The following is a 17,083-nucleotide window of genomic DNA, read 5'->3' as shown; positions in this document are numbered from 1 at the left end:
ATTTCCGCCATCAGGACGGCGCCAGCGCCGCCAGCTCGGCGGCGAAGGAATTGTGCCGCCGCACCGTCGCCGGCAGGTCGATGGTGAGGAGGCGGCCGTCGCGCACCACCACGCGGCCGTTGATGATGCTCAGGCTCACCTGCTGCGGCGCGCAGAACAGGAGCGCCGCGACCGGATCGTGCAGCGCCCCGGCATAGGCCAGCGCCGACATGTCGAAGGCGACGAAATCCGCCGCCATGTCCGGGGCCAGCGCGCCGATGTCGTCCCGTCCCAGCACCCGCGCGCCGCCCAAAGTCGCCAGTTCCAGCGCCGTGCGCGCACTCATGGCGTCGGGGCCGAAGGCCACGCGCTGGAGCAGCATGGCCTGGCGTGCCTCAGCCAGGAGATGGCCGCTGTCGTTGGAGGCCGAGCCGTCCACCCCGAGGCCCACCGGGATGCCTTCCGCGCGGAACCGCTTCACCGGCGCGATGCCCGAGGCGAGGCGCATGTTGGAGCACGGGCAATGGGCTATGCCTGTGCCCGTGCGGGCGAACAGGGCGATACCCGCCTCGTCCAGCTTCACGCAGTGAGCATGCCACACGTCCGGCCCAACCCAGCCCAGCTCGCGGACATATTCGGTGGGGCCCATGCCGAAGGTCTTGTGGGAAAAGGCGATATCCGAATCGTTCTCGGCAAGATGCGTGTGCAGGGTCAGGCCGTTGGCGCGGGCGAGGCGGAGCGTGTCCCGCATCAGGTCGTGGCTCACGGTGAAGGGCGAGCACGGCGCCAGCACCACCCGCAGCATGGAGAAGCGAGCCGGATCATGATAGGCGCCGATGAGGCGCTCGGCGTCCTGCATCACGAAGCCCTCGTCCTCCACCACCCGGTCGGGAGGCAGGCCGCCCTTGCTCTCGCCCACGCTCATGGAGCCGCGAGCGGCGTGGAAGCGCATGCCGACCTGCCGCGCAGCGCGGATGGAATCGTCGAGCCGCACCCCGTTGGGATAGATGTAGAGATGGTCCGACGACGTGGTGCAGCCGGAGAGGATCAGCTCCGCCATGGCGGTCAGGGTCGCCGTCTCCACCATCTCGCCGGTCAGCCCGGCCCAGAGCGGATAGAGCGCGCGCAGCCAGTCGAACAACTCGCCGTCCTGCGCCGCCGGCACCGCGCGGGTCAGGCTCTGCACCATGTGGTGGTGGGTGTTGACGAGGCCGGGGATCACCACATGGCCGGCAAGGTCGATGATCTCGTCCGCCTGCGCCGGCAGGTCAGCGGGGCGCCCCACCGCGACGATGCGCCCGTCCTCCGCATAGAGCCCGCCGCCCGGGATCTCCCGGCGCTCTCCATCCATGGTGACGAGGACGAGGGCGTTGCGGGCGAGCAGCGTCTGGGCCATGGGGTCTCCGCGGAACAGGGCGCCCGGAATCAAGAGCCAAGCGCCATCGGCGACCCGATGTTAGGAGCGATGGGGACCCAAGGGAATCCCGTCAGGGCCACTCATTTGGCGGCGGCGGGCACCACGCGCAGGATCTCGCCGGTGTCGTCGGTGGCGAGCCACAGCGCCCCGTCCGGTCCCTGCCGCACGTCGCGGATGCGCTTGCCTAACGGCAGTTGCTCCTCGCCGGTCACGGCGCCGTTGCGGACCTTCACCTCCACCAGCGCCTGCCCCGCCAGCGCGCCGACGAAGAGCTGGCCCTTGAACGCGGGCAAAAGGTCGGCGGAGTAGAAGGCCGCGCCGGAGGGCGCGATGGAGGGATCCCAATAGAACAGGGGCTGCTCCATGCCCTCCGTGCGCGTCCCGACGCCGATCTTGGCGCCGGAATAATGCCGGCCGTAGCCGATGATAGGCCAGCCGTAGTTCTTGCCCGCCTCCGGCCGGTTCACCTCGTCGCCGCCGCGCGGACCGTGCTCCACGGTCCACAGCCGTCCGGTGGCTGGCTCGATGACACCGGCCTGCACGTTGCGATGGCCGTAGCTGAAGATTTCCGGCCGCGCGCCGGGGCGGTCGCGGAAGGGATTATCCGCCGGGATCGAGCCATCCGGCGCGATGCGCACCACCTTGCCAAGGGTGGTGGAGAGGTCCTGCGCCTTGTCCATCAGGTCGAAGCGCTCACCCAGCGTCACGAACAGCATCCCGTCCGGCGCGAACACGAGCCGCGAACCGAAATGGTTGCCGCCGGAATGGGCGGGCTGCTGACGGAAGATCACCTGCAGGTCGGTGAGCCGGGTCAGGTCCTCCGAGAGGCGCCCGCGCGCGACGGAGGTGCCGGCACCGTCCGGGCGGGGCTCGGCATAGCTCAGATAGATCAGGCGGTTGGTGGCGAAGGCCGGGTCCAGCGCCACATCCAGCAAACCGCCCTGCCCCCGCGCCGCAACCTCGGGCACGCCGGCGATGGGAGCGCCGAGCTTTCCGGAGGAATCGATCACGCGCAGGCGCCCGTGCCGCTCAGTGACGAGCAGGCGGCCATCGGGCAGGAAGGCCATGCTCCAGGGACGCTCGAGCCCTGAAGCGAAGGGCACCACGCGCACCTCTTCGCCGGCGAAGCGCCTCGCGGCACCGGCATCGTCGGCCGCGAAGGCAAAGGCGCCGGCGACAAGCAGGCCGAGCAGCGCCAGCGCAGCGATGGCGGCGCGGCGGCCGGGACGGGGAAAAGAGGAACGCTGCCGGTGATCGCGCCGGGCAAGAACCCCGCCCACCTCGCGCGGCAGGGTACGGAAACGGGGATCGGGTCGCAGCTGCATCGCCGGCTCAGCGCGGCCGGCGAAAGAACTCGGCATCACGGGCCGTCCGTGACCTGGCGCGGACGAGGCGTTGCGCGGCACGGCGGCCGACAAGAAGGACGCTGCCGGCCATGGCCAGGCCGAGCAGGATGCCGGAATAGTCGATCACGCCGTTGACGATGAGCTGGCTGGCCGCGGCCGCATGCTCCGCGCTGAGCACGAAGGCGACGGCGCCGATGGCGAGCATGAGGGCGAAGGTGAGAGCCGCTTGGGCGAGCGCGTCGCCCACCTTGTGGTCACGCACCGCGCGGGCAAGTACTTCCGGATCGGCGGACGAGACGCCCGCGCCTGGGCGATCAAACCGCCCCAGGGTGAAGTGCCCAACTTCCATGTCACACCGTCCGGACATGATGATCTCGCTCAGTAGAACGCAACCAACCAACGTCGACGCTTGCGAATCAGTTCCGCCGACACATGCGAGAGTGGAAAGGAATCGTGGCGCCACGGCGGCTTGGCCTTTGCATATCATGGCAAGATGATGTCACCCCCTCACGGAACCGCGATCAATCCCCGCTATGTTTCCGCGACAGACGGCCGCCATTCCATGTCCACATGGCCGGGCTCCGCCGCCACCCGCTCCAGCCACGCCCGCACGGCGGGGAAGCCGCGCAGCGAGAAGTCCCCCTCCTCAGCCACATGGGTGTGGGCATAAAGCGCCATGTCGGCGATGGTGAGAGCCTCGCCGACGAAGTAGCGCCGGCCGGCGAGATGGCGCTCCATCACCTTGAGGGCGGCGTATCCCTCCTCCATCCAGCGGTCCACGTCGTGGGTGCGCAGGTCCCGGCCGCCCCGCACCTGCTTGAGCCAGAACCGCGCCGCGGCAATGCCGGGCTCGTGGCTATGCTGCTCGAAGAACATCCAACGCAGCGTCTCCGCCCGATCGAAGGGGTCGGCGGGCAGGAAGGGCGTGCCGTCCGCCAGATAGAAGAGGATGGCGTTTGATTCGGCGAGGAAGCGCCCGTCGATGCCCAGCAGCGGGACCCGTCCCTCCGGGTTGCGGGCGAGGAATTCCGGGGTGCGGTGCTCGCCGGCGAAGATGTCCACTTCTTCCAGGCGGAACGGCCGGCCAAGCTTCGCCAAAATAAGGCGCACCTTGTAGGAATTGCCCGAGGCCTGGGTGGAATAGAGCGTCAGCACCCGTCCCCTCCCCGCGATCCAACGTCTTTCAATGCGATCGCCGCCTGATGCGCGCCCGCCGAGCTTGGCCGTCGCGCCTTCATGTGGCCCGTGGGTTGCGTTGCCGCAAGGGCCGCGCCCGAGCCGTGGCGATCCATCACGGGCGCGTGCCGCGATATTCAAGATCGTTGCTTGTTTGCGGGCGGCGGCTGAACTAGTGTCCGCGCCGCGTCGGCAGGAGCCGGCTGCGATCCTGCCAAATGCCCAGCCCGCGCCGCCTTTTGCCTCGTGCGGCCGGGCGCGTCCGGAGCCTAAAGGCCATGAGCCTCATCTCGTCCGCCCTGAAGCGCATCAAGCCCTCCCAGACCATCGCCATCTCCAACAAGGCGCGGGAGCTCAAGGCGGCCGGGCGGGACATCATCGCGCTCTCCGCCGGCGAGCCGGACTTCGACACACCCGAGAACATCAAGGAAGCGGCCATCGCCGCCATCCGCCGGGGCGAGACCAAGTACACGGCCGTGGACGGCATCCCTGAGCTGAAGGCCGCCATCTGCCGCAAGTTCAAGCGCGAAAACGACCTCGACTACAAGCCTTCGCAGGTCACGGTGGGCACCGGCGGCAAGCAGGTGCTGTTCAACGCTTTGGTCGCGACGGTGGATGCCGGCGACGAAGTGCTGATCCCCGCCCCCTACTGGGTGAGCTACCCGGACATCGTGGAATTCTGCGGCGGCAAGCCGGTGCCGGTGATGACCACCATCGAGGACAACTTCAAGCTGCGTCCCGACGTGCTGGAAGCCGCCATCACCCCCAAGACCAAGTGGCTCATCTTCAATTCGCCGTCCAACCCTTCGGGCGCGGCCTATTCCTTCGACGAGCTGAAGGCGCTCACCGACGTGCTGGTGAAGTATCCGCAGGTGTGGATCCTCACCGACGACATGTACGAGCACCTCGTCTACGACGACTTCAAGTTCGTCACCCCGGCGCAGGTGGAGCCGAAGCTCTATAACCGCACGCTGACCATGAACGGCGTGTCGAAGGCCTATTGCATGACCGGCTGGCGCATCGGCTACGCCGCCGGCCCCGAGGCCCTCATCAAGGCCATGGGCACGCTGCAGTCCCAGTCCACCTCCAACCCCTCCTCCATCGCCCAGTGGGCGGCGCTCGAGGCGCTGGACGGACCGCAGGACTTCATCGCCGCCAACAACAAGGTGTTCAAGGAGCGCCGCGACCTGGTGGTGTCCATGCTGAACCAGGCGAAGGGCCTGCACTGCCCCAAGCCCGAGGGCGCGTTCTACGTCTTCCCGTCCTGCGCCGGCACCATCGGCAAGACCACGCCCGGCGGTGTCACCATCGCCAGCGACGAGGACTTCGCCACCCAGCTGCTGGAGGCGGAAGGCGTTGCCGTGGTGCATGGCTCGGCCTTCGGCCTGGGCCCGGCATTCCGGATTTCCTATGCCACCGCCACGTCGGACCTTGAGGAAGCCTGCCGGCGCATCCAGCGCTTCTGCGGCTCCCTGAGCTGATCCGGGCACAGGCCCCGGAAAAAAGGAACACATAGCCCTTTGAAGCGTTGGCGCAGCAGTGAAGTCTGGGCTAAGGCTTCGCTGTCGTCGGGTGCAGGGATCAACCCGCCCGCTTCCCACAGGAGGAACGACATCATGAAGACTGTTTTCAAGGCCGGCCTCGCGGCTGCTGCCCTCCTCGTCGCCGGCGCCATGCCCGCTTCCGCCCAGTCTCGCGTCCAGGTGGGCACGCTGAGCTGCAACCTCGCGCCGAACGTGAGCTTCGTCCTCGGCTCCGTGCGTGAGATGAGCTGCTCCTTCCTGCCGTCCTCGCGCAGCGCCAAGGCTGGCACCTATCAGGGCGTGACCCGCCGCTTCGGTCTCGACCTGGGCTTCAGCACCTCCGGCCGCATGGTGTGGGCCGTGTTCGCCCCCACCGCCGTGGTCGGTCGCGGCGCCCTGCGCGGCACCTATGTGGGCGCCTCCACCAACGCCTCGTTCGGCGTGGGCCTCGGCGCCAACGTGCTGGTGGGCGGTTCGTCCAACACCATCGCGCTGCAGCCGCTCTCCGTCGAAGGCCAGACCGGCGTCAACCTCGCCCTCGGCGTGTCCGACCTGACCCTGCGCTGATTCGGCCTCGCCCGCGGCGGAGCAGCTCCAGGAGCCTGCTCCGCTACGGCATGATGCTGCACCTGTCCCGTTCGATGCGCCCCCGGCCGATGGCCGGGGGCGCATGCGTTTTCAAGGCCCCCCCAACGCATTCGGGGATGGACGGCAGGATGAGTCTCCGCCAGCGGGCTGACCCCGCCCGGCAGCGCGTTACCCCTTTTTGCCCCGCTTCATGAAAAAGCCGGATCTTGGGCGCCACACTCGCCTTTGGTCGCATCGCGCAGGCGGTTCGATGCGACGGCCTTGTTGCGGGGGTCCGGAATGTCTCACCTGTTCGCCCGGCTGTTGATCCCGGGCGCTGTCGCCGTTTCATCGATCGCGGTTTCCGCCGCTGCCCTGGCGGGCGCCAGCATGCCCCAGGTCTCCGCCGGGCTGCTGGAATGCCGGGGGGAATTCGCCACCGCCTATGGCTTTGGCTCCACTCGGAAGGTGCGCTGCGAGTTTCGCCCCTCCGTGGGGATGAACCACTATTATGCCGGCACCCTCGACCGCGTCGGCCTCGATTTCGGCGTCTCCGACCAGGCCAGCATGCTGTGGGCGGTGCTTGCCACCTCGCCGCAGGTGGATCCGGGGGCGCTGGCCGGCACCTATGTGGGCCTGTCCACCGGCTTCTCCCTGGGACCGGGCTTCTCGGCCAACATGCTGGCCTCGCAGGACGCCACAAGGCAGGTGACGTTGCAGCCCATCAGCGTCTCCTCCGACAGCGGCCTCAGCGTCTCCATCACCGGCGCGACCCTGACCCTCGCCCCCTCGGGTCCCATCCCGCAATAGCGCGGGATGGGACTAACCCGCGTCAGAACCAGATCTTTTCCGCCTCGCGGCCGGCATAGAGGCCGGCGACATATTCGCCATAGCCGTTGAACAGCTCGGTGGGGCGGCGGTTACCGGTGGCGATGTCCTCCTCGCTCGCCTGGCTCCAGCGCGGGTGCGGCACCTTGGGATTCACATTGGCCCAGAAGCCGTATTCCGCGCCCTGGACCTCCTCCCAGAAGCTTAGGGGCTGCTTGTCCGTGAAGGAGAAGCGCACGATGCCCTTGATGGATTTAAAGCCATATTTCCAAGGTGTTACCAGCCTGAGCGGGGCACCGAACTGGCCCGGCGCCGGCTTGCCGTAGACTCCGGTGACGAGGAAGGCCAGCTCGTTGGTGGCCTCGGCTAGGGTCAGGCCCTCCACATAGGGCCACGGATAGCGGAAATCCCTCTGATTCGACGCGACTTTCGGGCTCAGGAAGGTCTCCATCCGCACGTATTTCGCGCCCGCCTTGGGACCCGCCAGCGCCACCAGGTCCTTCATGGCAAAGCCGGTCCAGGGCACCGCCATGGACCAGGCTTCCACGCAGCGGTGGCGGTAGAGGCGTTCTTCCAGCTGGACCTTCTTGAGCAGGTCGTCGATGCCCAGCTCCTGGGGGTTGTCCACCAGCCCGTCGATCTTCACCAGCCAGGGCCGGCGCTCGAAGCGACTCATGGAGGGGGCGACGTTCTTGCCGTAGCTGAACTCGTAATAATTATTGACGGTGCTGGACTTGGCCTCGGGCGTCACCGGCCGGTCGAGGGTGTAGCGGGGGTTCCGCGCGGCCGGGTAGAGGCCTGCGGAAGGGTCGGGCAGGTCGCTGACGCGCTGGGCCGCCGCGGGGCCCGCAAGGCTTGCCGCCGCCAGCATCGCGCCGGCGCCCATCAGCTCCCGGCGGGAGAAATAGAGGCCCTCCGGCGTCGCCGCTGATTCGGGAATTTCCCAGCCCCGCCTGCGTCGAATGTACATGCTGTGTGTCCTCCAATGGCGGCGGAGGATCGCGGCGTCGCCCGGATGGGGCAATTCAAACGGGCGTGTGCTCGATCACCGTTTCGGGTTCGAGAGGTTCGCCGACATCGGCGCGTTCAAGTTCGGATTTAAGCCTCCACGACGCCGCGCCGCTCGGGCTCGGCGAAGCCCTCCGGCGCGTCGCCCGCCTCGAAGGGGGTCTCCACCTCCACGAAGGTATCGGGATAAAACCCATTGAAGCGGGTGCGCAGGGAGAGGGAATAGGCCCCGATGTGGCCGATCTCGATCCAGTCGCCGGTGTCCACGCTCTCGGGCAGGAAGAAGGGGCGCGAGAGCACGTCCACGCTGTCGCAGGTGGCGCCATAGATGCGGAACGGCTCGATCCGCCCGCTGCCCGACGCCCCCCGCCCCGCCCGGCGGCGGCGGGCGGGATCCGGGATATGCCGCACCGGCAGGAGGATCTTGCCCGTCCACGAATCCGACAGGGAGGACCAGATCCCGTCATTGATATAGAGCCGCTGCCCCTTCTTCAGCAGCACCCGCACGATGACCGAGAAGGACCGCGCCACGATCACCCGCCCCGGCTCGGCCACCAGCGGGGTGCCGGCAAAGCCGTTGCGCTCCACCGCGCCCATGAGGCCGGAGATGATCTCGTCCAGCGGCGGCATGGGCGGCACCGGGCGACGCGGGTTGCGGGCATAGGTGGCGGGAAAGCCGCCACCCACGTCGAGGGCGACGATGGGCACCCCCGCCGCCGCCCGCACCTCCGCCGCCACCGCCACCGCCCGGGCATAGGTGTCCGGGTCCTCCACCTGGCTACCCACGTGGAAGCACAGGCCGCACTTGATGCCGATGCCGTGGATGCGCTGGAGCAGTTCCGCCGCATGGCCGGGCGCCGCGCCGAATTTCTTGGACAGCTCGTAGGCCGCATCCCCCTTGGAGGCGATGCGCACGAACAGGGTGAGGTCTTCCGGGTCCAGATCCAGCGCGCGCACGATGCGCACGATCTTGGCCACCTCGTCCTCATGGTCGAGGGCGGTCGAGCGGATGCGGTAGTGCTCCAGGGCGAGGCGGATGTCGGACTGGGCCTTCACCGGATGCATGTAGAGCAGCTCCGCCCCCGGAGCTGCGGCGCGGGCGGCAGCGAACTCGGCGGGGCTGGCTACGTCGAAGGCGGAAATGCCGGCCTTGGCCAGCACGTCCAGCACCATGGGCTCGCCATTGGTCTTCACCGCATAGGCGGTCTTACCGGGAAAGGCCTCGACGAAAGCCCTGGCATCGGCGGCCAGCACATGGGGGCGGAAGCAATAGACCGGCTGGTCCGGCCGCAGCTCCAGCGCCGCCTCCCGGCCGGAGGCGAAGCGGGGCGTCGCGACGGCGGCGGTAACTGCGGGTGGAGGCGCGCTGGCGAAGCGGGACTGCGACATGAACCCTCCCGGTCGGCCGACGGATGGTGAGTCGGGGATCAAGCATGCCGCGCTTTTCCGGCGAGAGCACGACCGGACCGCCGCGTTCTGCCATCGGCCTCGCTCGTTGACCGATGCCAAGTGGGTACGCTCAAGCGCCGCGCGGGCTTGACCAATGACCCATGAGCAAAGCTCACAGGCCATAGGTCTTAATTTTCTCGCAAGGTGTTGCCGCCGTGTCCTTGACCGGGCGAAAGCGCCGCCGCATCGTCCCCCGTCAAGTTCGCCCGACACGGGCGGGGGGCCTGAAGTGGAGTGGACCATGGTTATTCGGGCGCGGAGCGCAGCGGCGAAGGCGAAGCGCGCGATGTCCCTCGCGACGGTATCCGGCGCAGTGAAGGCTGCGGCGGTCGTGGCAGGGCTTGCGCTCGTGTCCATGGGCGGGGCCTCGGGTGCCAAGGCGGCGAACCTGCTTGAGCTGAATTTCTGGCTCTCCGGCCCCAATTATTCCGGCGTGGTGCCCGCCTGCGAGGACCAGCAGGCCCTCGACCTCATCGCCAGCCGATTCGCCGAGACCGAGCGGCGGTTCTGGGCCTCCGATCTGACCATCACCGGCTTCGAGAAGGTCCACGAGATCGCGTTCCGTCCGTGGGGACCGCAATACCAGCCGCGCCGCTACTGCAAGGGCACGGTGTTCACCACCGACGCCCGCAAGCGCGCCATCTATTATTCCATTATTGAGGACGGCGGCTTCATCGGCGCCAGCTGGGGCGTGGATTGGTGCGTGGTCGGCCTCGACCGCAATTATGCCTATGCCCCGTCCTGCAAGATGGCGGGTCCGTGAGGCGCGCCCTCTTCGCCCTTACCCTGTTCGCTGGTCTGCTCGTCGCCGCTTTGCCGGCGGCGGCGCAGGGGCATGAGCCCGGCCGGTTTGACTTCTACGTGCTGTCCCTGTCCTGGTCGCCCACCTATTGCGAGGACAAGGGTCCCAAGGCGGCCAACGAGCCCCAGTGCAACCTCACCCGCCCCTACGCCTTCGTGGTCCACGGCCTGTGGCCGCAATACGAGCGCGGCTTTCCGCAGGACTGCCAGCGCCCGCCGCCCTACGTGCCCAACCCGCTGGTGAGAAGCATGCTGGACGTGATGCCGAGCCGGGGGCTCGTCATCTATGAGTGGAAGAAGCACGGCACCTGCTCCGGCCTCTCACCCCAGGCCTATTTCGACCTCGTGCGCGCGGCGCGGGACAAGGTGGCCATCCCCGCCGAGTTCACCCGGCTCGACGACTACCGCATGGTCTCGCCCTCCGACGTGGAAAGCGCCTTCCGGGCCGCCAATCCCGGCCTGTCGCCGGACATGTTCTCGGTGCAGTGCGACCGCCGGCGGCTGACCGAGGTGCGCATCTGCCTCAGCCAGGATCTCGCCTTCCGGGCCTGCCCCGACGTGGACCGCCGCGCCTGCCGCCTGTCGCGCATGGTGATGCCGCCCGTGCGCGGCGGCAAATGAGGCGGCTAGGGCCCGTTTCGGCGATTGACCCACATGGGCCCTTGCAGACCGCGACAACGCATTGCCATCGTCATGGCCGGGCTTGTCCCGGCCATCCACGCGGAGAGGCTGGGATCAACTTTCGAAAGCTATCGCAAGCGGTTCGGCGTGGATGCCCGGGACAAGCCCGGGCATGACGGGAGGGTTGCGGTTAGCCCTTTTGAATTTCCAAAAAGGCGGCTAAGGCCAAGCCCATGAATTACCGTCATTCGTTCCATGCCGGGAATCCCGCCGACGTGATGAAGCACGCTGCCCTTGCGCGCGTGCTCGCCTATCTCAACAAGAAGGAAAACGCCTACCGGGTGCTCGACACCCACGCCGGCGCGGGCCTCTACGATCTCGATGGCGCCAACGCCCAGCGCACGCTGGAGGCCGATGCCGGCATCGAGGCGGTGCTGGCCGCCGATCTCGCCGGCACCCTGCCGAAGCCCGCCGCGGCCTTGCTTGCGCCCTATCTCGATGCGGTACGCGCCACCCGCGCCGGCGGCCGCAGGCTTTACCCTGGGTCGCCTGCGCTGGCGCTCGCCCTGTCGCGGCCGCAGGACCGCTTCCTGTTCTGCGAGTTGCACAAGGAAGAGCGGGCCAAGCTGGAAAAGCGCGTGGGCGAGGATCACCGGGTGAAGATCCTGCCCCAGGACGGCTGGCAGGGCATCGCCGCCCACCTGCCGCCGCGCGAGCGGCGCGGGCTGGTGCTGGTGGACCCGCCGTTCGAGGAGCCGGGCGAGTTCCAACGCCTGGTGGCGGGACTGGAGGCTGCTTACCAGCGCTTTGCCACCGGCATCATCATGCTGTGGTATCCCATCAAGGACCTGAAGGCGGTGGATGCCTTCCGCCGCGACGTGGCCCGCCTCGGCCTGCCCAAGACGCTCAGGGTGGAGCTGGATTTCGCCACCGTCCGCAGCCTCGATGTCCTGTCGGGCTCGGGGCTCATCATCGTCAATCCGCCGTTCACGCTGGCCGACGAGATGCGCACGATCCTCAATGCCCTCGCCCCGCTCTTGGCCCGCGACGGACAGGGCCGCGCCCGCGTCTCCTGGCTCACCCCGGGCGGCTGAGGCGCTCCACGCGGGCAAATGTATTCCTGCTTGTGATGATTTGGCCTTCGCCTTTTGACTTCCGGCGCAGGCGGCCGCGCGCTATCTGGGAGGTCCCTCCTCAGCCCCGGACCTGCCCCATGCTGCTGCGTTTTTCCGCCACCTCGCCCTTCGTGCGCAAGGTGCGTGTCGCCGCCGCCCTCCTCGGCCAGACGCTTGAGATCGAGCCCGCCGACACGCTGGACCCCAACGATACCCTGCGCAGCCAGAATCCCCTCGGCAAGGTGCCGGCGCTGCTCACCGATGACGGACAGGTGCTGTTCGATTCATCCGTGATTCTCGCCTATCTCGACATGCTGGCCGGCGGCGGCCGCATCCTGCCTTCCGACCCCAAGGCGCGCATCGCCGCCCTGCGCAAGGAAGCGCTGGCGGACGGCATGATGGATGCCGGCATCCTGCTGCTGTACGAGGGCCGCTTCCGGCCGGTGGAGAAGCACGAGCCCAAGTGGCTGGAGCATCAGGAGGGCAAGCGGAGCCGCGCCCTCGACGCCTTCGAGGCCGACGCCGTCCCGTTCGACGGCGCCATCACGGTGGGGGACATCGCGCTCGCCTGCGCGCTGGGCTGGTTCGATTTCCGCTTCGAGGGCAAGTGGCGGGCGGATCACCCCAGGCTCGTCGCCTGGTACGAGGCTTTCGCCGCTGCCTGCCCCCACTTCGCGGACTCCACGCCGGCGACGTGACGGCCATTCACGCCATCATGCCCCGGGGTCGCCGGGGCATGATGCGCGTCACCGTCATTCCACGATGTAGACCACCTTGCGGGTGCGCGGTTCCACGATCACCCGGCGGTCGTTGACAACGGTATACTCATAGTCGTTGGTGCTGGGGATTTCGTAGAGCGTCACGTTGGGCGGCAGCGGTTCGCCCACCACCACCTCGCGCTCCAGGCGGACCGACGAGCGGCGCTCCTTTGCCACATAGGTGCGAACCTCCTGGGGCGGCTCGGCGGCCGCGCCAACGGTGGCGCCGACCGCGCCGCCCACCACCGCGCCCACGGGCCCACCCACCACGGCACCGACCGCCGCACCGCCGATGGCACCGGTCGCGGTGGACGCCTGTGCGAACACGGCGGTGGGGGCAAGAAGGCCGAGCACGAACGAGCCGATGATAATCTTGTTACGCATGTTACCTCTCCTGTTGCGTTTCGTTCGCAGCAGAAACAGGTTTCCACGGGCTTTCGTTCCAAGTGCCCGAGATTTTATGTAATGGTGGTAAATCCAGTGCAGCGCGGCGGTGGGATACGACTTGATGTTTGTCGCCCCACCACCGCGAGACTGGCGGCTGTCCTTAAGTCGGGTCAGGCCGAAGCTTGGACCGGACGCGCAGGAACCCGCGGAACCGGAACCATCATCCCGCGTTTATGCAGTTCCGCGTAGGTGAGATCCAGCACCCGCCAGGTGATGGCCACCAGTTCGTCGGCCTCCTCGTGGGACAAGGTGAAGGGCGGGGCGAGGATCATGCCGTCGCGCACCGCGCGCATCACCAGCCCTTCCTTGAACGAGAAATCGCGGCAGATCAGGCCCACCGTGCCCTCTTCCGCCGCGAACGCCGCGCGGGAGGCCTTTTCCGGCGTCAGCTCCAGCGCGCCGATGAGGCCCACCATGCGCGCCTCGCCCACCAGGGGATGCTCGGCGAGCTTCAGCCAGCGCTCCTGCAGGTAGGGCCCGATGTCGGTGCGCACCCGCTCCACCAGCTTTTCCTCGTGCATGATCCTGAGGTTGGCCAGCGCCGCCGCGCAGCCGCCGGGATGGCCCGAATAGGTGAAGCCATGGTTGAAGTCGCCACCATGCTCGATGAAGCCTTCCGCCACCTTGTCGCCCACGATGACGCCGCCGAGGGGGAAGTAGCCGGAGGTGATGCCCTTGGCGAAGGTGATGAGATCCGGCTTCACGCCCATGAAATCAGCGCCGAACCACCGCCCGGTGCGGCCGAAACCGCAAATCACCTCGTCGCACACCAGAAGAACATCGCGCTCGCGGCAGATCTTCTCCACCTCCGGCCAGTAATTGGCCGGCGGAATGATAACGCCGCCCGCCCCCTGGATCGGCTCGCCGATGAAGGCGGCCACATTCTCCGGCCCGGCTTCATCGATGGCGCGGGCCACCTCGCGGGCGGCAAAGAGGCCGAACTCCTCGCGGCCCATCTCCCCGCCCTCGGCCCACCAATAGGGCTGCGCCACATGGATGATGCCGGGAATGGGCAGCCCGCCCTGGGCATGCATGGGCTTCATGCCGCCCAATGAGGCCCCGCCGAGGGTGGAGCCGTGATAGCCGTTGCGCCGCGAGATGAAGATGGACTTTTCCGGCTTGCCCAGCGCCGCCCAATAGTGGCGCACCATGCGCAGCACCGTGTCCACCGCCTCCGACCCGCCGGAGGTGAAGAACACATGGTTCATGTGCGCCGGCGCCACGTCCGAGATGGCGGCGGCCAGCTCCGCCGCGCCGGGATGGGTGGTCTTGAAGAAGGTGTTGTAATAATCGAGCTGGTTCAGCTGGGTGGCGATGGCATCCACGATGGCGCGCCGCCCGTGCCCCACCTGCGAGCACCACAGGCCCGACATGCCGTCGAGGATCCTGTTGCCCTCGCTGTCGAACACATAGACCCCTTCCGCCCGCGTGATGACCCGCACCCCTTCCGCGTTGAGCGCCTTGGTATCGGAGAAGGGGTGGAGGTGGTGCGCCGCATCCAGCGCACGCCAGTGGGCCGTCGAGTTCGAGAGGGGGGCGGATGTCACGATGGGCTGCTCCGATGAGGACCGCGAAACTCCGAGCCGGATCCGATCATGTTGATTCAATCTGATCGGCGCGTGCTCAATGTGGAAAGTCATATCGCGAAAGCCGGGCCGCGCCCATATGTGCTGAACACCGGTGCGGGCGCACCGGTCGGCGATGTGACGGGATGAAGCAAGGGAGGCGCGGATGGAACCGGATTTCTGGCACGCGAGATGGCAGACCAAGCAGATTCAGGGCTTCCATGAAGGCAAGGCCAACGCCTTCTTGGTGAAGCATTTTCCCCGCCTGCCGGTGGCGCCGGGCGCGCGCGTGTTCGTGCCCTTGTGCGGCAAGACGCGGGACATCGCCTGGCTGCTGGGTGAAGGATTTCGGGTGGCCGGCGCGGAGCTGAGCCGCATCGCGGTGGAGGAGCTGTTCGCGGAACTGGGCGTTGTGCCTGAGGTGACGACGCAAGGCGCGCACACGCGCTTCAGCGCCCCAGGCCTCGACATTTTCCAGGGCGACATCTTCGCGCTCACCCCCGACACCCTCGGGCCGGTGGATGCGGTGTGGGACCGCGCCGCCCTCGTCGCCCTGCCGAAGGACATGCGCGCCCGCTACGCCCCGCACCTCGTGGCGCTGACCGACACCGCCCCGCAATTGCTGGTGTGCTTCGAGTATGACCAGTCGCTGCTGGCGGGCCCGCCCTTCAGCGTCCCACCGGAGGAGACCCGCACGCTCTATGGCGCCGACTACGTGGTTGCGGCGATAGACACAGCGCCGGTGCCCGGCGGCCTCAAGGGCCAGTGCGAGGCGGTGGAGCACGTCTGGCTGCTGGAGCGGGCGTGAGGGGGGCGCGGGATTGTCCCAACCACTCGACATTGGCGAGGCGGTTAGGACCCCCAAAGCCGTCATGGCCGGACTTGACCCGGCCATGACGGTTATGCTCAGGCGCCCACGTCTGGAAATGCTCCGTCCTGCTTGCGAATAGCCGGGCGATGGAGCGCGCGTCAGAAGGTATCAGTAACCCCTAAAGCCGCGTCCACACCGTCTTCAGATCGCAATACTTATCCAGCGCGTGCAGGGACTTGTCGCGCCCGAAGCCGGACTGCTTCACGCCGCCGAACGGGGTGGTGATGTCATCGGCATCGAAGCAGTTCACATAGACGATGCCGGCCTTGAAACGCCGGGCGACCTTGTGCGCGGCGGAAAGATCGCCGCTCCACACCGCCGCGCCGAGGCCATAGACTGTGCCGTTGGCGATCGCAACAGCCTCCTCCAGCCCGTCGAAGCCGATCACCGAAAGCACCGGGCCGAAGATCTCCTTCTGCGCCAGCGCGGATGAGGGTGCCACGCCATCGAACACGGTGGGCGCCACGAAGGCGCCGCCGGTCTCCTGCCGCACCGCCGTGCCGCCGGTGACCAGCCGCGCACCGGAGGCGACGCCCTCCTCGATGGCGGAAAGAATCCGTCCCTGATGCTCGAAGCTCACCACCGCGCCGGCGCGGGCCGCGGGGTCCTGCGGATCGCCCGGCATCCAGCGCGGCGCCAGCGCCGCCACGCGGGCGACAAGGTCCTCGCGGATGCGATTGTCCACCAGCAGCCGCGAGGCCGCCGTGCACATCTCGCCCTGATTGAAGAAGATGCCGGCAGCCACCGCCTGCGCCACCTCGTCGAGGTCGGGCACGTCGTGGGCCACCACGAAGGCGGTCTTGCCGCCCAGCTCAAGAAACACCCGCTTCAGGTTGCTGTCGGAGGAATAGCGCAGGAAGTAGCGCCCCACCTCGGTGGAGCCGGTGAAGGCGATGGCGTCCACGTCCATGTGCAGGCCCAACGCCTTGCCGGCTTCCACGCCGAGGCCCGGCACCACGTTGAACACCCCGGCCGGCACCCCCGCCTCCAGCGCCAGCTCGCCGAGGCGCAGCGCGGTGAGGGGGCTTTCCTCCGCCGGCTTCAGCACCACGGAATTGCCCATTGCCAGAGCGGGAGCCACCTTCCAGGCGGCCATGATCATGGGGAAGTTCCACGGCGTCACGCAGCCCACCACGCCCAAGGGCTCGCGCAGCACCAGGGCGAGGTTATCGGCGGTGGTGGGCGCCACCTCGCCATAGACCTTGTCGCAGCACTCCCCGTAATAGGCGAAGCAGTCCGCCGCCGCGCGCACGTCGATGGAGCGCGCATCGGCGATGGGCTTGCCCATGTTGAGGGTTTCGGTGAGCGCCAGCTCGTCGCGATGGGTGCGGATCAGCTCGGCGAAGCGCTGGAGGATGCGCTTCCTCTCCACCGGCCGCAGCCCCGCCCAGCGGCGATCCTCGAACGCGGCGCGGGCGGCCTTCACGGCGCGGTCCACATCGGCGCTGTCGCAGGCCGCCACTTGCGCGAGGACCTTGCCGGTGGCCGGATTGACGGCATCGAAGGTGCGGCCCGAGGCGGCCGGCGCGAACACGCCGTCGATCAGCGCCTGCGTGCGGAAGGAAGGGTAATGGTCTGCCGTCCGTTCCGCCGCCGCCATGATGCGCTCCTC

General features: G+C 68.1%; 17 protein-coding genes. 8 read left to right on the top strand and 9 right to left on the bottom strand.

Annotation, left to right across the window (positions count from 1 at the left end; all coding sequences use genetic code 11):
• Nucleotides 1-10: 10 nt before the first annotated feature.
• The 4 genes from V5F66_RS16900 to V5F66_RS16885 all read right to left on the bottom strand — a co-directional run bounded on the left by V5F66_RS16900 (nt 11) and on the right by V5F66_RS16885 (nt 3,897).
• Entirely contained in the window at nt 11-1,375 is a 1,365-nt protein-coding gene (locus V5F66_RS16900; RefSeq protein ID WP_394094316.1) for an 8-oxoguanine deaminase, read from the bottom strand.
• A gap of 101 nt (nt 1,376-1,476) precedes the next feature.
• Nucleotides 1,477-2,721: a PQQ-dependent sugar dehydrogenase gene (locus V5F66_RS16895; protein WP_394094315.1), complete on the bottom strand. Its 1,245-nt coding sequence runs from the start codon at nt 2,719-2,721 to the stop codon at nt 1,477-1,479.
• A 7-nt stretch (nt 2,722-2,728) separates the two neighbouring features.
• Nucleotides 2,729-3,091: a hypothetical protein gene (locus V5F66_RS16890; protein ID WP_394094314.1), complete on the bottom strand. Its 363-nt coding sequence runs from the start codon at nt 3,089-3,091 to the stop codon at nt 2,729-2,731.
• Nucleotides 3,092-3,273: 182 nt separating this feature from the next.
• The gene (locus V5F66_RS16885) at nt 3,274-3,897 is read right to left on the bottom strand and encodes a glutathione S-transferase family protein (protein ID WP_393999213.1); all 624 of its coding nucleotides are present in this window, start codon (nt 3,895-3,897) and stop codon (nt 3,274-3,276) included.
• A gap of 299 nt (nt 3,898-4,196) precedes the next feature.
• Here V5F66_RS16885 and V5F66_RS16880 point away from each other — a divergent pair, with 299 nt between their 5' ends.
• The 3 genes from V5F66_RS16880 (at nt 4,197) to V5F66_RS16870 (ending at nt 6,818) form a co-directional block, all read left to right on the top strand.
• A complete protein-coding gene (locus V5F66_RS16880) occupies nt 4,197-5,399 on the top strand; it encodes a pyridoxal phosphate-dependent aminotransferase (RefSeq protein WP_394007638.1) in 1,203 nt (400 codons plus the stop codon).
• 135 nt (nt 5,400-5,534) lie between these two features.
• Nucleotides 5,535-6,008, top strand: coding sequence for a DUF992 domain-containing protein (locus V5F66_RS16875; RefSeq protein WP_012114727.1), 474 nt, complete (start codon nt 5,535-5,537; stop codon nt 6,006-6,008).
• 300 nt (nt 6,009-6,308) lie between these two features.
• Entirely contained in the window at nt 6,309-6,818 is a 510-nt protein-coding gene (locus tag V5F66_RS16870; protein WP_393999215.1) for a DUF992 domain-containing protein, read from the top strand.
• Between the two features lie 22 nt (nt 6,819-6,840).
• Here V5F66_RS16870 and msrP read toward each other — a convergent pair whose 3' ends face one another.
• Together msrP and V5F66_RS16860 are read right to left on the bottom strand one after the other, a co-directional pair.
• Nucleotides 6,841-7,806, bottom strand: coding sequence for a protein-methionine-sulfoxide reductase catalytic subunit MsrP (gene msrP / locus V5F66_RS16865; protein WP_394051946.1), 966 nt, complete (start codon nt 7,804-7,806; stop codon nt 6,841-6,843).
• A gap of 128 nt (nt 7,807-7,934) precedes the next feature.
• Complete coding sequence (locus tag V5F66_RS16860) at nt 7,935-9,233, bottom strand: alanine racemase (protein WP_394094313.1); 1,299 nt, start codon at nt 9,231-9,233, stop codon at nt 7,935-7,937.
• Between the two features lie 346 nt (nt 9,234-9,579).
• Here V5F66_RS16860 and V5F66_RS16855 point away from each other — a divergent pair, with 346 nt between their 5' ends.
• The 4 genes from V5F66_RS16855 (at nt 9,580) to V5F66_RS16840 (ending at nt 12,528) form a co-directional block, all read left to right on the top strand.
• On the top strand, nt 9,580-10,056 hold the full coding sequence (locus V5F66_RS16855) for a hypothetical protein (protein ID WP_041575566.1): 477 nt from the start codon (nt 9,580-9,582) through the stop codon (nt 10,054-10,056).
• Nucleotides 10,053-10,715, top strand: a complete 663-nt coding sequence (locus V5F66_RS16850) for a ribonuclease T2 family protein (protein ID WP_394094312.1) — start codon at nt 10,053-10,055, stop codon at nt 10,713-10,715. Before V5F66_RS16855 ends, V5F66_RS16850 begins: the two co-directional genes overlap by 4 nt.
• A 233-nt stretch (nt 10,716-10,948) precedes the next feature.
• Nucleotides 10,949-11,809 (top strand): 23S rRNA (adenine(2030)-N(6))-methyltransferase RlmJ, encoded by an 861-nt coding sequence (locus V5F66_RS16845; RefSeq protein ID WP_012114721.1) that lies wholly within the window; start codon nt 10,949-10,951, stop codon nt 11,807-11,809.
• A gap of 119 nt (nt 11,810-11,928) precedes the next feature.
• Nucleotides 11,929-12,528, top strand: coding sequence for a glutathione S-transferase N-terminal domain-containing protein (locus V5F66_RS16840; RefSeq protein ID WP_394094311.1), 600 nt, complete (start codon nt 11,929-11,931; stop codon nt 12,526-12,528).
• A 54-nt stretch (nt 12,529-12,582) separates the two neighbouring features.
• Here the strand turns inward: V5F66_RS16840 and V5F66_RS16835 are convergent, their stop codons facing one another.
• Nucleotides 12,583-12,972, bottom strand: coding sequence for a DUF1236 domain-containing protein (locus tag V5F66_RS16835; protein ID WP_012114719.1), 390 nt, complete (start codon nt 12,970-12,972; stop codon nt 12,583-12,585).
• A 173-nt stretch (nt 12,973-13,145) separates the two neighbouring features.
• Nucleotides 13,146-14,582: an aspartate aminotransferase family protein gene (locus V5F66_RS16830; RefSeq protein ID WP_394094310.1), complete on the bottom strand. Its 1,437-nt coding sequence runs from the start codon at nt 14,580-14,582 to the stop codon at nt 13,146-13,148.
• Nucleotides 14,583-14,766: 184 nt separating this feature from the next.
• On the opposite strand from V5F66_RS16830, the gene tmpT reads away from it, so the two are divergent.
• Nucleotides 14,767-15,408, top strand: a complete 642-nt coding sequence (tmpT, locus tag V5F66_RS16825; protein ID WP_393999220.1) for a thiopurine S-methyltransferase — start codon at nt 14,767-14,769, stop codon at nt 15,406-15,408.
• A gap of 181 nt (nt 15,409-15,589) precedes the next feature.
• On the opposite strand, the gene V5F66_RS16820 is transcribed toward tmpT, so the two are convergent.
• Nucleotides 15,590-17,071: an aldehyde dehydrogenase gene (locus tag V5F66_RS16820; RefSeq protein ID WP_394094309.1), complete on the bottom strand. Its 1,482-nt coding sequence runs from the start codon at nt 17,069-17,071 to the stop codon at nt 15,590-15,592.
• Nucleotides 17,072-17,083 lie beyond the last annotated feature (12 nt).

Source organism: Xanthobacter versatilis (genome assembly GCF_043193975.1).
Lineage (GTDB): Bacteria > Pseudomonadota > Alphaproteobacteria > Rhizobiales > Xanthobacteraceae > Xanthobacter > Xanthobacter autotrophicus_E.
The sequence above is the reverse complement of the archived record's forward strand: the minus strand, read 5'-3'. Positions and strand labels throughout refer to the sequence as shown.

Bases quoted from the DNA above. Each gene is read 5' to 3' on its own strand.
- V5F66_RS16855 (WP_041575566.1), top strand. From the start codon at position 9,580: ATGTCCCTCGCGACGGTATCCGGCGCAGTGAAGGCTGCGGCGGTCGTG.
- V5F66_RS16895 (WP_394094315.1), bottom strand. From the start codon at position 2,721: ATGCAGCTGCGACCCGATCCCCGTTTCCGTACCCTGCCGCGCGAGGTG.
- V5F66_RS16820 (WP_394094309.1), bottom strand. From the start codon at position 17,071: ATGGCGGCGGCGGAACGGACGGCAGACCATTACCCTTCCTTCCGCACG.
- V5F66_RS16845 (WP_012114721.1), top strand. From the start codon at position 10,949: ATGAATTACCGTCATTCGTTCCATGCCGGGAATCCCGCCGACGTGATG.
- V5F66_RS16835 (WP_012114719.1), bottom strand. From the start codon at position 12,972: ATGCGTAACAAGATTATCATCGGCTCGTTCGTGCTCGGCCTTCTTGCC.
- tmpT (WP_393999220.1), top strand. From the start codon at position 14,767: ATGGAACCGGATTTCTGGCACGCGAGATGGCAGACCAAGCAGATTCAG.
- V5F66_RS16880 (WP_394007638.1), top strand. From the start codon at position 4,197: ATGAGCCTCATCTCGTCCGCCCTGAAGCGCATCAAGCCCTCCCAGACC.
- V5F66_RS16875 (WP_012114727.1), top strand. From the start codon at position 5,535: ATGAAGACTGTTTTCAAGGCCGGCCTCGCGGCTGCTGCCCTCCTCGTC.
- V5F66_RS16840 (WP_394094311.1), top strand. From the start codon at position 11,929: ATGCTGCTGCGTTTTTCCGCCACCTCGCCCTTCGTGCGCAAGGTGCGT.
- V5F66_RS16860 (WP_394094313.1), bottom strand. From the start codon at position 9,233: ATGTCGCAGTCCCGCTTCGCCAGCGCGCCTCCACCCGCAGTTACCGCC.
- V5F66_RS16870 (WP_393999215.1), top strand. From the start codon at position 6,309: ATGTCTCACCTGTTCGCCCGGCTGTTGATCCCGGGCGCTGTCGCCGTT.
- V5F66_RS16890 (WP_394094314.1), bottom strand. From the start codon at position 3,091: ATGGAAGTTGGGCACTTCACCCTGGGGCGGTTTGATCGCCCAGGCGCG.
- V5F66_RS16900 (WP_394094316.1), bottom strand. From the start codon at position 1,375: ATGGCCCAGACGCTGCTCGCCCGCAACGCCCTCGTCCTCGTCACCATG.
- msrP (WP_394051946.1), bottom strand. From the start codon at position 7,806: ATGTACATTCGACGCAGGCGGGGCTGGGAAATTCCCGAATCAGCGGCG.